The organism is Sphingobacterium hungaricum (genome assembly GCF_015210005.1).
GTDB classification, from domain to species: Bacteria; Bacteroidota; Bacteroidia; order Sphingobacteriales; family Sphingobacteriaceae; genus Sphingobacterium; species Sphingobacterium hungaricum.
The window spans coordinates 2,274,072-2,287,016 of sequence record NZ_MU158698.1; the positions used below are offsets into that span (position 1 = coordinate 2,274,072).

General features: G+C 38.7%; 12 protein-coding genes. 2 read left to right on the top strand and 10 right to left on the bottom strand.

Annotated elements, in window-relative coordinates; translation table 11 throughout:
• Nucleotides 1-375: 375 nt before the first annotated feature.
• From C4F49_RS13115 to C4F49_RS13130, 4 genes are all read right to left on the bottom strand, one after another.
• The gene (locus C4F49_RS13115) at nt 376-2,655 is read right to left on the bottom strand and encodes a multicopper oxidase domain-containing protein (protein WP_196936285.1); all 2,280 of its coding nucleotides are present in this window, start codon (nt 2,653-2,655) and stop codon (nt 376-378) included.
• Between the two features lie 12 nt (nt 2,656-2,667).
• Nucleotides 2,668-3,507, bottom strand: coding sequence for a DUF3347 domain-containing protein (locus C4F49_RS13120; protein WP_196936286.1), 840 nt, complete (start codon nt 3,505-3,507; stop codon nt 2,668-2,670).
• Between the two features lie 96 nt (nt 3,508-3,603).
• Nucleotides 3,604-3,936 carry a hypothetical protein gene (locus C4F49_RS13125; RefSeq protein ID WP_196936287.1) on the bottom strand — a complete coding sequence of 111 codons (333 nt, stop codon included), beginning with the start codon at nt 3,934-3,936 and terminating at the stop codon, nt 3,604-3,606.
• Nucleotides 3,937-3,969: 33 nt separating this feature from the next.
• Nucleotides 3,970-4,413, bottom strand: coding sequence for a hypothetical protein (locus tag C4F49_RS13130; RefSeq protein ID WP_196936288.1), 444 nt, complete (start codon nt 4,411-4,413; stop codon nt 3,970-3,972).
• Nucleotides 4,414-4,576: 163 nt separating this feature from the next.
• Between C4F49_RS13130 and C4F49_RS13135 the strand changes: the two genes are divergently transcribed.
• Nucleotides 4,577-5,338 (top strand): LuxR C-terminal-related transcriptional regulator, encoded by a 762-nt coding sequence (locus C4F49_RS13135; protein WP_196936289.1) that lies wholly within the window; start codon nt 4,577-4,579, stop codon nt 5,336-5,338.
• A gap of 13 nt (nt 5,339-5,351) precedes the next feature.
• On the opposite strand, the gene C4F49_RS13140 is transcribed toward C4F49_RS13135, so the two are convergent.
• The 4 genes from C4F49_RS13140 to C4F49_RS13155 form a co-directional block, all read right to left on the bottom strand.
• Complete coding sequence (locus C4F49_RS13140) at nt 5,352-5,966, bottom strand: deoxynucleoside kinase (protein WP_196936291.1); 615 nt, start codon at nt 5,964-5,966, stop codon at nt 5,352-5,354.
• Between the two features lie 9 nt (nt 5,967-5,975).
• Nucleotides 5,976-6,974: a tryptophan--tRNA ligase gene (gene trpS / locus C4F49_RS13145; protein ID WP_196936292.1), complete on the bottom strand. Its 999-nt coding sequence runs from the start codon at nt 6,972-6,974 to the stop codon at nt 5,976-5,978.
• Between the two features lie 224 nt (nt 6,975-7,198).
• The gene (locus C4F49_RS13150; protein WP_196936294.1) at nt 7,199-7,639 is read right to left on the bottom strand and encodes a nuclear transport factor 2 family protein; all 441 of its coding nucleotides are present in this window, start codon (nt 7,637-7,639) and stop codon (nt 7,199-7,201) included.
• A 378-nt stretch (nt 7,640-8,017) separates the two neighbouring features.
• The gene (locus C4F49_RS13155) at nt 8,018-10,198 is read right to left on the bottom strand and encodes an ATP-binding protein (protein WP_196936296.1); all 2,181 of its coding nucleotides are present in this window, start codon (nt 10,196-10,198) and stop codon (nt 8,018-8,020) included.
• Between the two features lie 249 nt (nt 10,199-10,447).
• Between C4F49_RS13155 and C4F49_RS13160 the strand changes: the two genes are divergently transcribed.
• Entirely contained in the window at nt 10,448-10,951 is a 504-nt protein-coding gene (locus C4F49_RS13160; RefSeq protein ID WP_196936297.1) for a pyridoxamine 5'-phosphate oxidase family protein, read from the top strand.
• 479 nt (nt 10,952-11,430) lie between these two features.
• Here the strand turns inward: C4F49_RS13160 and asnA are convergent, their stop codons facing one another.
• Nucleotides 11,431-12,435 (bottom strand): aspartate--ammonia ligase, encoded by a 1,005-nt coding sequence (asnA, locus tag C4F49_RS13165; RefSeq protein WP_196936299.1) that lies wholly within the window; start codon nt 12,433-12,435, stop codon nt 11,431-11,433.
• A 158-nt stretch (nt 12,436-12,593) separates the two neighbouring features.
• Complete coding sequence (locus tag C4F49_RS13170; RefSeq protein ID WP_196936301.1) at nt 12,594-12,920, bottom strand: HesB/IscA family protein; 327 nt, start codon at nt 12,918-12,920, stop codon at nt 12,594-12,596.
• Nucleotides 12,921-12,945: the final 25 nt, after the last annotated feature.

The following is a 12,945-nucleotide window of genomic DNA, read 5'->3' on the forward strand; positions in this document are numbered from 1 at the left end:
TAATTATTGTAGATATCGCTCCGTAGCCATAGCATTCCATTCCATTCATAATTGCGTGCCATAGGTATAACCCCTAAGAAAAGAGTATTGCCTACGGCACACAATATTTTGATTGGATTTTTACAACAAAGCCGTTGAGCCTACGGCACATTGATTGGAAAATGTATTGCCTGTTGAATTGCTCCGTAGGAGCAAAATGTTTGTAGGAAAAGTATATGTCATAGTAGTAGCCTGCAGCAGGTACGTAACAATTTATATTAAAGCTGTATAGGTTCTTTTGATCGCATTGCGTACCTACGGCAGGCCATTATTTTTTTATTTCTAAAAATAGGTAGCCTCTTAACGAGGCTTTAAAAGGAAGCGCAATCCACAGCATTAATAATTCAATGCTAAGCCAATACCGAATCCCATATCGCTATCGTAATGCGTCCGTATTCCCATGTTCTTATGCAGGATGTAACGCAGATCAAGCATGTACTCTTTGTCGCTATTGAGCATAAATCCTGCTCTCAGTCGCCTTGAAATCGGAATATCTTCGCGCATTAGCGATAAACGCAAAATGCCATCATGATAGACTTCAGCTTGGAAGTTGACCAGCATCGGAAGGGTATACATAAATCCTAAACTTACAGCAGAGCGATTGTCTTTGGTATTCTTTTCACCAAACAGATTGATTTCCTCTTCATGCATGCCCATTTTCCGATAGCGCCAATCGAAACCCACAAAAGGCATAAACCATTGCATTTTGCCGATGTAACGACCTACATGCGTTTCCACTTCGTATCCATGCATATCGTGGTAACCCAGACGCCATTCTGTTCCTAGGCTCCAGCGTGCATTTTGAAGCATGGCACTTCCATCCAATCCGTTGGTCGCAAAGTCATTCTCTGCCATCAGGTGAATCATGTTGCTTTCCTTCTGCAATTCCTTGTAAGCTTTTTTCTTATCAGGAAGCAAGGGATTGTCATAATTTCCTACTTCAAACACACGGTTCATGCCCGCCATCATGTGGTAAAGAATATGGCAATGGAAGAACCAATCGCCATCCCGATTTGCTTCAACCTCGATTACATTCGTTTCCATAGGCATAATGTCCATGACATTTTTCATGGGCGAATAATCACCTTGCTCATTCAAAAGCCTGAAATCAAAACCATGTAAATGCATGGGATGGCGCATCATCGAATTGTTATACAAGCTGATGCGGAGAATTTCACCTTTCTTGACCGGAATCTTATCCGACTCAGAAAGCACGCGGTTGTCCATGCTCCAGACATAACGGTTCATATTTCCCGTCAGCTCAAATCGCAGTTCTCGGACAGGGGCGTTAGCAGGAAGATTCGTTTTTTCTGTGGACTTCAGCATCGAATAACTTAAGGTGCTGATTTCATTTTCTTCCACATGTTCGGAATGCTCATTTTTTTTCTCGTGTTGCATGTGTTCCATGTCATCCATCTTTTTTGGAACTTGTTTAGAATGTCCCGCATGAGCAGTCATATCCGTCGGCTTCATTTCTGGATACATCACGGTATTCATATCCATTTTCTGCAAGCTCATCTTCATGCCCATGTCGTTCATATCTCCATTCATCTTCATCATGTCATTCATCATTTTCATTCCCTCAAAATACTGAAGACGGGGTAGAGGCACCTGCAATTGGCGGATCCCTTCGCCGATAAAAAGCGAAGCGGAACCTGTTCGATCTTCGGCGGTCGCCAATAATTCATAAGAAGTCTGTTCAGCTGGAATGGTGACAACAACATCGTAGGTTTCTGAAACTCCGATAATCAGCCGATCTACTTCAACAGGCTCCACATCGTTTCCATCATTCCCCACAACCTTTATTTTGCCTCCCGCATACGTGAGCCAGAAGTAGGAGGATGCTCCTCCATTCGCAATGCGTAAGCGGACTTGATCACCAGCTTTGAATTGAGCAAGCTGGCTTTCCGTCTGCCCATTCAAAAGGAATCGCTCATAATACACATCACTGACGTCCATGGCTTCCATCCGTTTCCATTCATTGGTCACTTTTGTTTTGAATTTTCCCGTTTTGATTGCTTCTGCATAACTCTGAACGGTATTTTTTTTGATCGCAAACCAATCACTTCCGCTATTTAACATGCGTTGCACTTGATGTGGATTGAGATGTGTCCATTCGCTTAAGACAATCGGAATAGTTGGCAAATCATCTATCCCTTTTCTAAAAGTCGGGTCGTCCTTCTTTTTATGGAAAACCAGCGAGCCATACATGCCGATTTGCTCTTGAAAACCCGAATGGCTATGGTACCAATAGGTTCCATTTTGCACCACAGGGAATCGATAAGTATAGGTTGATCCGGGTTGAATGGGCATCTGCGTAAGGAACGGAACGCCATCTTCCCGATTGGGAAGATGAACACCATGCCAATGCAGAGAGGTCGATTCTTGAAGCAAATTATGCACGATAATTTCTGCCGTGTCGCCTTGGGTGAATGCTAAGGTTGGCATCGGAATTTGCCCATTGACAGCAATTGCTCTTTTCTCTTTATTGCCAAAATTGACAAGCGTATCCTTTACATACAGGTCATATCGAACAACTTTTTGGGCAAGTAGCGAATTGGAAATAAACAGACTGATCAGAAATACTATTCCCGGTATCTTAAAGCTATTTTTCATTTATGTTGAAAATTAAATTTTCTCTACTGTATTTCCACAAGTCAGCATCTGAGAGCCATAGTAGGGGTTTTTTATCGCATCTTCTTTGCTAAGCCAATTTCCGCCTTGTCCATCATTATACATCGGACAATGCTGGTAGTAAATCGTTTGCTGTGTATCGGATGTTTTCATCAATTCATACATCTTTGTGGAAAGGGTATTGAATTCCGCTCTTTGCTTTTTCAGGTCTTTCTGTTTAGCAATCAGTTTGCTTTGCTCGATTAACGAATTTTTCACGTTCATCCAGCTTGTATGTTCCTCCGCTGATAGTTTATCCATTTTAATCGCTTCCAATGAAACAAGCATGGCACTTGCTTGTGTTGAGCTTGCGTTCGCATCTGACTTAACTAAAGCATCTTTTAGTTTGAAGTAACCGTCAAAAACAGTTTGCAACGTATTGATTTGTTCCTGATTTTCTACGGTTCCGTGCTGATGTTCCGACGCATTTTCTGCTGATGGGTTTTCTTCTGCCTTTAATGTGCGTTCGTATTGGCAACAAGCGTGAAGATTTTGATAGGTTTCCTCTGGAGCGAGGTATTTTTCATTGTCATAGCCTGCCAGTGCGATGCGTTTCAGAATTGCATCTTCAGACGTTTTTGTGCTGTCGAAAGTCAACTTAGCGGATTCTGAATCAGCATCCCATTCAACGATAGCTTCTTTAGTAACTGAGCCGGCTTGCTCGATTGTTTTTTTACACATGCCACAATTGCCATTTATGGAAACGGTCATTGTTTGAGAATTTTTTACTTGCGCGAACGCAAAGATGGTCAGTAGCAACATGCTTACTGTCATCCAATATCTTGATGATTTCATTTTTTTGAAATTAAGAGTTCAATAGAAAGATTGTGAATTATTTGGGCCATTATGCGCTTCGAAAAAGACGCAACTATGGCTAACAGGATAGTGAAACTAGCTTATTTTAGGCTTGATAAGGATTGAATGAAATCCTACTTGTGTAAAGCTAGGCTTGCTGGAAGAAAAGACTTTTACAAAAACGGAAGGATAATATTCTACGCTTTTGTACGAGCTTATTTGCATAGGGACTTTGATTAGGCTACAATGGCACGAAGAGGAATCTCCGGTTTTTTCGCAGCCATTTGTCTGCTTAGCATCGCTTTCCTTTTCCTTTTGACAACAAGACTTTTCAGTCGTATCGCATTTCTTTTCGCACGCAACAGCTTGGTTCGGAATCAGGAAGAATCCAAAAACAACCAAAAGCATGATGTAGAAATGTGTTGTCATCGCCAAACAAAAGTATAAAAACTTTTTTAAAGTCTACACGACTTCCAGTTCATCGGCGACGTCGCTATGCTTTCTTAGTTCTAAAAATTCCCCGAACTGTAGTTCTATACTAAGATTTTCAAGCAACGAACGTGCACGGATATGTTTAGGATTTACTTCAGTAACGATCGCCAAGCTCAAGTATGGAAAATTCTTGCCTTTGTTATCAACAGTTATCTTGATGGTATCGCCAAGATCCGGCCTGACGGTAAACAGCTGATTACCGACAATATCCAACCCTTCCGTGTTGCAGATGTCTTTTAGTTCGTAGTAGCGGTCCCGTGAGTTGTGATCCAAGGACAGCGCATAATGCCTTTGGTCTTTCGAATCGTATTGGATAAGCAGGGGATAATAAAATTCTCCTTTTAGGGTATCACCTAAATAGATATTTTCGCCTGAAGCCGTATCATAACCCGTGTAAAATAATTCTTTTTTCATAAATAGTTCAGTTGTTTGAGAATAACTATAAATTCAGGTTGGTTGATTCTCAATTAATTTTGCAAATCTCCGCAAATAGAATTAAAAAATAAATACCCATAAGTAGGTATATTTCAATTGGTTTTTTGCTAATTTTAGGGCACAATTATTAGTCTGTGAAAAAATGACACATCAGCTTAAATCAGTCTGGGATAATTACCCGGAATTTTTCACCAATGATTTTAATTCAATTGAAGCACCAGTTGTCGAAAATTTTATTGCTGAAATGTTCTCCTTAGGCGAGTTTTATTACTATGTCTTAAATGTTTCCGATGGAACCATCAGCAACATCCATCCAAAAATATTAGCGATGCATGGTTTGCCGAATTTTCCGACTCAGTTGCATGAAATTATTGACCTGATTCATCCGGATGATGTTTCCTTTGTGGTGGCTGCCGAAAATGCGACATTAATAAAAATGCGTGAAATCGGATTTCAATACCAAATGCAGCTCAAAAGCAGTTATTGTTTTCGAATGAAAGTGGCTGATGGGGAATACGAACTTTTTCATCACCAAGCTTTGCATATTGCGAGAAATGAAGCGGGACAATTGCTTCAAGCGATTAATATTCATACCAATATCAATCACCTGACTAAAGAAAATAATTACATCGTGACGGTTTCTGGTGTCGCTGGGCGATCAGATTTTCATCAGATACAGTTGAAACCTATCCATCAGGATAGAGTTTTCCAAGAAAAATTGACTCGTCGTGAGATTGAAATCTTGCGCTTAGTCATCAAAGGTTTTTCGAGCAATGAAATTGCGAAGCAACTATTTCTATCTGCTTACACGGTAAAAACGCATCGCAAAAATATCCATAAAAAGACATTTACGAAAAACAACGTCGAACTGATTAAGAAAAGTTTGGAATGGGGCTATGTTTAGGCGATTGATCGTTTTAAAATAAACCGAATAATTCTGCCTCTATTTTATGGATAATGGTTCCCAAATCTTCTGGATTGTTTGTGAAATCCAAATTATCCTTATCCAAAACCAATAACTTTCCATCGGTATAACCGCCAATCCATTTGTCGTATTTATCATTCAATTTCGATAAATAATCCAAACGAATCCCTGATTCATAATCACGGCCACGTTTCTGGATATTATTGACCAATGTAGGAACGGACGCCTTCAAGTAAACCAATAAATCGGGAGGTTTGATGTAATGGATAATGCTTTGGAAGATGTTGCTGTAGTTTTCAAAATCGCGTGCACTCATCAACCCCATGTCGTACAAGTTTTCCGCGAAAATATAAGCATCTTCATAAATCGTACGGTCTTGAATCATGTTGATGTTTTGGCGCTGCAATTCAACAATATGGCGAAAACGGCTATTTAAGAAAAATATCTGCAGGTTGAATGCCCAGCGTTTCATGTCGCTGTAGAAATCTTCTAAGTAAGGATTGTTCTCAACGGCTTCGAATTGAGGTTCATACTTTAAATGACGAGCCAACAATTCCGTTAATGTTGTTTTTCCTGCTCCGATATTTCCTACAATAGCTATATGCATCTCTAAATTTTAGTATAGTTTTTTAAGTCCAATGATTTCTCTAACCTCTTTTATGGTTTTTTGTGCGCTTGCTCCAGCTTTTTCAGCACCTAATTTAATCACTTTTTTGATGTATTCATCATCGCCTTCGATTTCTTTGATGCGATTGCGAACATCTTGCGTAGCTAAAATCATGTCTTCCGCCAGCTGTTTTTTGAAATCGCCATAGCGTATTTCACATCGGTTGTATAAATCGTCAAAATGGCTAACTGTATCTGGCGTAGAAACAATGGTCAATAAATCGAATAGATTTTGAATCACTTCAGGTTTTGGCTGGTTCATTTCCGTTGGTCCGGAATCTGATACCGCGCGCATTACTTTTTTGCGGATTGCTTCCGGTTCATCCGAAAGGTACACACAGCTCGCATCACCATTTGATTTGCCCATTTTCCCTTGTCCATCTAAGCCAGGGATTTTTACTAATTTATTGGAATAAGAAAATGCAAAAGCTTCTTTGAAATAATCCACGTTGTACAATCGGTTGAATCGATTTCCGAACGTACGGGTCATTTCCAGATGCTGTTCTTGGTCTTTTCCGACAGGAACTTTTGTTCCATGATGCAATAAAATATCGCTCGACATTAAGACAGGATAAGTCAACAAACCTGCATTGACGTTGTCAGGATTCGCACGCACTTTATCTTTAAATGCTGTTGCGCGTTCCAGCTCGCCCAAATATGCATTCATGTTCATATACAAATACAATTCAGCAACTTCCGGAACATCTGATTGGATGTAAATGGTTGATTTTTCTGGATCAAGGCCTGCCGCTAAATACTCGACAACAACTTGTCGTATCGTGCTGCCCAAATCTCCAGGAGTTGGGTGCGTTGTCAGGGAATGCAAATCAGCAATAAAAAAATAGCAGTTGTATTCATCCTGCATTTTCACAAAATTGCTCAACGCACCATAATAATTCCCTAAATGTAATTTTCCGGTACTTCTGATACCACTAACAACAGTTTCCATATGCTTGCGAAATTAAGCAAATTCTTGATAATAATAATGTAAAAACCGTCCGCTGGAATGCTCCAAAAACTCAATACACTCGTTTTTAGAATTCTTAACTTCATTTTAGCGATAAAATTCGAGGAGATTCTAAAATTAGAAAAGCACATATCGCTGTCATCAAAAAAGCCAGCGAGAAGATTCCTGCTGGCTTTTGATTGTATAAATATAAACTAAACTAAATCTTATTTTTTGTTGTTGTCGTAGCTCGTTACGACTTGAGTGATTTCCCAAGCATCTTTTGAGTTACATAAAGTTACGTAATCGATACGTGTGAAAGTTGGGTAAGCCATTACCACTTTAGCTACGCTATAATCTTTGTTTTGTTCAATGATTTTGTAGCTAGTTTCGCAGTTTTGAACATAACCTTCTTGTTGTTTCAAAAATGTCATTACCTCTTTCTTTGTGTACTGTTTGTTCGAGTTGTTGCTAGCTTGGATTTGTTTGAAATCTTCTGCAAATAAGTACTGGCTGTTTTTTGCATTTCCTAATGAAGTTGCTTGGATGTAGCTGTCGATAATTGTAGGTGCTGATGCAAATTTGAAAGGATTAGCGGTGTTTGCAAATGAACTCATCGAGAAAACCATCATGGATACTAGAGCGATTGTGGAGATTAAATTTTTCATGTCTTTAATTTTTAAGTTTTTTATGTTGTTAATTTTTTGTTTTACTTTATGATTCAAAAGTAGGTTGCATTTGCTTTTTTAACCATCCTCTTTAGACTAAAGACGTAAAAACTCGGTAAGCGTTGCATTGCTGTCGGTGAAAGTTTCGTTAAATAATGTAAATCGGTGAAAATCCCATTTCTTTGAGTCAGGGCTCAATAAAATAAGGACAGAAATCTTTTGCGTAGGCATGATTGAGGTTAAGAAATCATCAAACGAAGATTAAGTTTTGGTAGGATTGGATTTTTAAGCAAAAAGAAAATGCAACTAATCTTTTCAACTAGTTGCATTCAATCGTTATTCAAAAGAAATTTTTTGCGGTATTTGTTTAGCTATGGATTAAGCATTCAGAAAACGCAATTCAAAAATAGAACCTCCAGTATCTGCTGCATGGATGCTGATTTTGCCATCCAGGCGTTTCATAATCTGCTGCACAATGGAAAGTCCGACACCCGAGCCTTTAAATTCTTTAGCGTTGCTCAAGCGATGGAAGATATTGAAAATCTTTCCGACTTCATCTGGGTTGATTCCGATTCCGTTGTCTTCAATCGTATATATTGTATAAGGTTCTTCAACATAACTGTCAATAATCACTTTCGGTTCTTCCGCTTTCGAAGAATACTTTACCGCATTCGAAATCAAATTTGAAAAAATCTGATACAACATAGTGCGTTCAATATAAACTGGCAATGCCTGCTTAAGTTCCAGTTCACAGCTCAGGTTTTGGTGATTGATTTTGCAGTCTTCAAAAAGCTGTTCGATAATGGGTTTTGGTTCTTGGATGCTTAATTCGATTTCAACAGATTTCGAACGGCTTAATTCCAGGATATTGGAAATCATGTCGGTCATTCGGTCGATTCCTTCCACAATCAGCGACGCTCTCTTTTTTAAGAATTCTGGGTCAAGTTCCTGACGGCCAATAATCATTTGTGCATTTAACTTCAATACGGACAAAGGATTTTTTAAATCATGGGAAATGGTATATGCATAAGAATCTAATGCATAGTTCAATTCCTGAAGCTCATCGTTTAGGCTTCGGATTTCTTCCGATTTTAACAATGCAGATTCTACCGCTATTTTGCGGATGCTTTCCGCAATGTAAATGTCTTTTTCGGACCAAGGAAAGGCGGTTCCTTTGACGGTTTCTTTCCATGCTTCGAAAGATGTCCTTGGCGAGACCTGCAATTCATTCAGATTTTGCGTCGGTTTCAATATTTTTTCTGGATTTCCTGCCCAAGTAATTTCTTGTTGCTGTTCCTGTCTGAACCATAGGATGCATTCCTTCCGCGTTCCGCTAATCGCAATCCATACAATGCCGGATGAATTCGATTCGATTTCAAACTCATCCTTGAAATCTTTGGAAAAATTATTGGTGGAATAGAGATATGCTCTTTGTTGCTGCGCAATGCGCTTGCTGATTTCTAAAATGGTCGTGTCATTCTCTTGGATACCCGATTTAAAAACGGTGTCATTGACAATGTATGCAATGCCATGTGCACCTAATAAATTGTTCAATGAGCCCAAGCTTTCAATGATTGCTTCTTTAACAGAATTCTTTAATAAGGATTTGCTCTGAATTTCTAATTCGATGCTTTTCAATATTTCCGAACTTTCGGCATATAGGGCATTGCGGTCATTGATGAATTTATTCGCAGCATATTTTGTGAGCGCAACTGCTTGATTGCGGGCAAACAAATCCAATTGCTTTGGTTTTTCATTCTGGCAAGCAACCAATCCCCATAATTTTCCATCGATAACGATTGAAATGCTACAGCTCGCTTCCACGCCAGCATTCTTCAAATATTCCAGGTGGATAGGAGAGAGCGCTCGGATATTGCTCAAAGTCAAATCTAACGGTTCCGATGAGGTAGAATAGATTTTGCTTAAAGGCGCATTGATGTCAGGGACAATGCGAAATGCTTTTTTTGTATACAGCGCGCGCGCCTGCAGAGGAATGTCAAATTCGGGGTAATGAAAATTCATGTAGCTGTTTAGCCCATCTTTCACTTTTTCGGCAATGACTTTTCCGCTATGGTCTTCCCTAAATTGATAGATCATGACGCGGTCGAAATCAATGATCTCCTGAACGATCGAACAAAGTGTCGACCACAAGTCTTTTTTATAATCGATTGCGTCGAAATAATTGAGCGCAAGCGGAATGCTTTGCCGTTCAGAAAGCTTAAATTCAAATTCAAGATATAAAAATCCATCTAACTCATACATGCTCAGATAAAATGGCGTTGTGGCCGATTCGACCTGCAATGTTCTTCCATTTTTTGATTCATGAAGTTGGTCAATGGCATCTAGTATAGCCTCACTGCTTTCGGGAAGATGTTGTTGGATAAATTCCTCGATTGAGATACCAAAGAATTTTGTGTAAGAATCTTGTGTAAGCGCAACGCTGTTTTCACTTATGTATGTCAGTTTTTTTAGGTTATTAAAAACGCATAAAATACCAAATGATTGTACGTGATTGGGAATATGAATCTGTTCATCTTCACAATTTACTATGTTAGCCATAACCTAAAATTAACTATTAGAAAAATACTTATATGAATAGGAACGGCAATGCACGTAACAAAAAGAAAAACTCAGGTTAAAACTAAAAATTATCAATGGCATCTATTCGCTTTCATAAACTTCTTTAAATATAAAAAATAAGATTTACACTCGTTTGATTTTATACGCAAAACCAAAACATTTTATCTAAATCTTTGTTCTACAACTGATAATAATAATCTGATTGTATCATCATAAATCAAATAAACCATGAGCAAGGAAAATGTTTCAAATGAAGAAGGAATAGAAAAATTAAAAAAATTAGCTGAAGGGATCGATGTGTGCATGCTTTGTACAGGTTTGGATGAACAGCCTATCGAAGTTACGCCAATGAGTGTTCAAGAAGTCGATGATTCAGGTCATATCTGGTTTTTGGCAAGCAAAGAGAGCGATAAATACGTGAACATTAAGCGCACGAATTCCGTTCAGTTGCTTTTCGCAGACAATAGCAATTACCATTACTTAAGTGTTTATGGCGAGGCAAACTTTTCGGAAGATCAAGAGCGCATCGACCAGTACTGGAATAAAATGATTGAAGCTTGGTTTGAAAAAGGCCGTGAAGATCCAAATATTGTATTAATACGAGTCAAGCCTTTTGATTGCTATTATTGGGATACGAAAAACAATAAGATGATTTCAATATTAAAAATGGCCTATAGCGCAATTTCAGGAAGTAAAATGGACGAAGGCCGAGAGGGCAAGATTGAGATTTAGGGGTTTCAAAGTAAAGATTCAAAATTCAAAAGTAAAAAACCTTTCTAGGGTGTTATTGGTGGGTATATATTCAGGATGTTCTTTAAGGGCATCCTGTTTTTTTATTGGCTTTTTTGTCGCTCTGTGTTGTGTCTGTCACTCTGAGTGAAACGAAGAGTCTCAAATATTAAGTATTACACGATCGCTAGTCAGGATGTTCCGAAGGGTCATCCTGAATTCCTGATAAAAGCGGATTTGTAATCCGCTCCGCTACTTCGGGATTAAAAATCCCGTTTATTCTGAGTTCGACATCTCCCTGCGGAAGATATCGAACAGCGTTATCTACTTTAAAGCCTCGTAGAGGCTAAATATTTGTAGAATAATCAAATGGAATTAAAAGCGTACCGTAGGTACGCAACCTATTAATCTTATAAAACAGCCCTTAAAAACGAAAGTCTCTAACTTAGAGACTTTCAAAAAAATAAACTAACTGTCTTCGCTTACAGTAAATTAATATTCTTATCGGCTAATAACTTACGATGCTCGTCATTCCAGATGCTGACTTGAACTTCTCCGATATGTGATTTTTTTAACATAAACATGCAGACGCGCGATTGACCGATTCCTCCGCCGATGGATTCGGGAAGCTGGTCGCTCAGTAACATTTTGTGAAAAGATAAACTTGCTCTTTCCAGGCTATTTCTGATTTCTAATTGATACTGCAACGCTGATTTGTTCACACGGATTCCCATGGACGATAATTCAAACGCGGCATTGATAATCGGATTCCAAACTAAAATATCGCCATTCAAACCTTTATAACCCTCTTCATTATCTGTGCTCCAATCATCATAATCTGCCGCTCGGCCATCATGCGGAAAGCCATTGCTTAATGCGCCACCGATTCCATAAATGAATACAGCACCATACGCTTTGGCAATTGCATTTTCTCTTTCCTTTGGCGTAAAGTCAGGATATAACGCTAGCAGTTCTTCAGAATGGATAAACTTGATTTCTGCTGGCAAGATTGCTGTTTTCTCTGGATAACGAACGGCAACTTCAAGCTCAGTTTCGTACAAAGCTCGGTAAATCATTTCTACCGTCGTCTTTAAATACGAATAGGTTCGGCTTTCAGCAGCAATGCGCTTCTCCCAATCCCATTGGTCGACATAGATGGAATGGATAGGCGAGTAGTCTTCATCTGGACGTAAAGCACGCATGTCGGTAATGATTCCTTCGTTTTCTTCAATTTCCAAATCGCGCAAACGCACGCGTTTCCATTTGGCCAAACTATGGACCACAACCGCGCGCTGTTCATTGAGCGATTTAATCGGGAAACTTACTGGACGTTCGGTTCCGTTTAAGTCATCATTGATTCCTGTGCCATCCAGCACAACTAAGGGCGATGAAATTGGAATTAGGTTTAGTGTTTCTGTTAATTTTTTAGAAAAAGTATGTTTAACAAAAGTAATTGCTTGCTCTGTCTTTAATAAATTGCGTCCCATTCAAACTGTTTTAATACCATAAAAAAAATGCCCGATCGGGCATTTTAAATTTTATAATTGCTAATAAATTGACGCAAATTTAGTGAATTTATTAGTAGAAAAAAGGCTTTTCTATAATATTCGTAATATTTTGGCGTTTGTTGTTCGCTTATGACATTTTATACAGAAAAACTCTCTCCGCATGCACAAGTTCTCGACGCGTTTGGATTATGAAATTCAAAACCTTTTCCATTCAACCCATCCGAGTAATCTAATTCTGTACCTGCTAAATATAAATACGATTTTATATCCAAACAGATTTTAATGCCCTTATCTTCACAATATTGGTCGCCTTTCAATTCTTGATTATCAAAATTCAATTTGTAAGACAATCCCGAACAACCTCCGCTTTCCACAGCAACGCGAACAAAATAGGAGTGGTCATATTGCTCGTCTTGCATTATTTTCTCGATACGTTCTTTTGCTTTATCTGTTATTGTAACCATGACTTCCTTGTTTTAATATACAAAA

What these genes read in the sequence shown, in the direction of transcription:
- C4F49_RS13115 (WP_196936285.1), bottom strand. Translation starts at nt 2,655, where the DNA reads ATGAAAAATAGCTTTAAGATACCGGGAATAGTATTTCTGATCAGTCTG.
- C4F49_RS13120 (WP_196936286.1), bottom strand. Translation starts at nt 3,507, where the DNA reads ATGAAATCATCAAGATATTGGATGACAGTAAGCATGTTGCTACTGACC.
- C4F49_RS13125 (WP_196936287.1), bottom strand. Translation starts at nt 3,936, where the DNA reads ATGACAACACATTTCTACATCATGCTTTTGGTTGTTTTTGGATTCTTC.
- C4F49_RS13130 (WP_196936288.1), bottom strand. Translation starts at nt 4,413, where the DNA reads ATGAAAAAAGAATTATTTTACACGGGTTATGATACGGCTTCAGGCGAA.
- C4F49_RS13135 (WP_196936289.1), top strand. Translation starts at nt 4,577, where the DNA reads ATGACACATCAGCTTAAATCAGTCTGGGATAATTACCCGGAATTTTTC.
- C4F49_RS13140 (WP_196936291.1), bottom strand. Translation starts at nt 5,966, where the DNA reads ATGCATATAGCTATTGTAGGAAATATCGGAGCAGGAAAAACAACATTA.
- trpS (WP_196936292.1), bottom strand. Translation starts at nt 6,974, where the DNA reads ATGGAAACTGTTGTTAGTGGTATCAGAAGTACCGGAAAATTACATTTA.
- C4F49_RS13150 (WP_196936294.1), bottom strand. Translation starts at nt 7,639, where the DNA reads ATGAAAAATTTAATCTCCACAATCGCTCTAGTATCCATGATGGTTTTC.
- C4F49_RS13155 (WP_196936296.1), bottom strand. Translation starts at nt 10,198, where the DNA reads ATGGCTAACATAGTAAATTGTGAAGATGAACAGATTCATATTCCCAAT.
- C4F49_RS13160 (WP_196936297.1), top strand. Translation starts at nt 10,448, where the DNA reads ATGAGCAAGGAAAATGTTTCAAATGAAGAAGGAATAGAAAAATTAAAA.
- asnA (WP_196936299.1), bottom strand. Translation starts at nt 12,435, where the DNA reads ATGGGACGCAATTTATTAAAGACAGAGCAAGCAATTACTTTTGTTAAA.
- C4F49_RS13170 (WP_196936301.1), bottom strand. Translation starts at nt 12,920, where the DNA reads ATGGTTACAATAACAGATAAAGCAAAAGAACGTATCGAGAAAATAATG.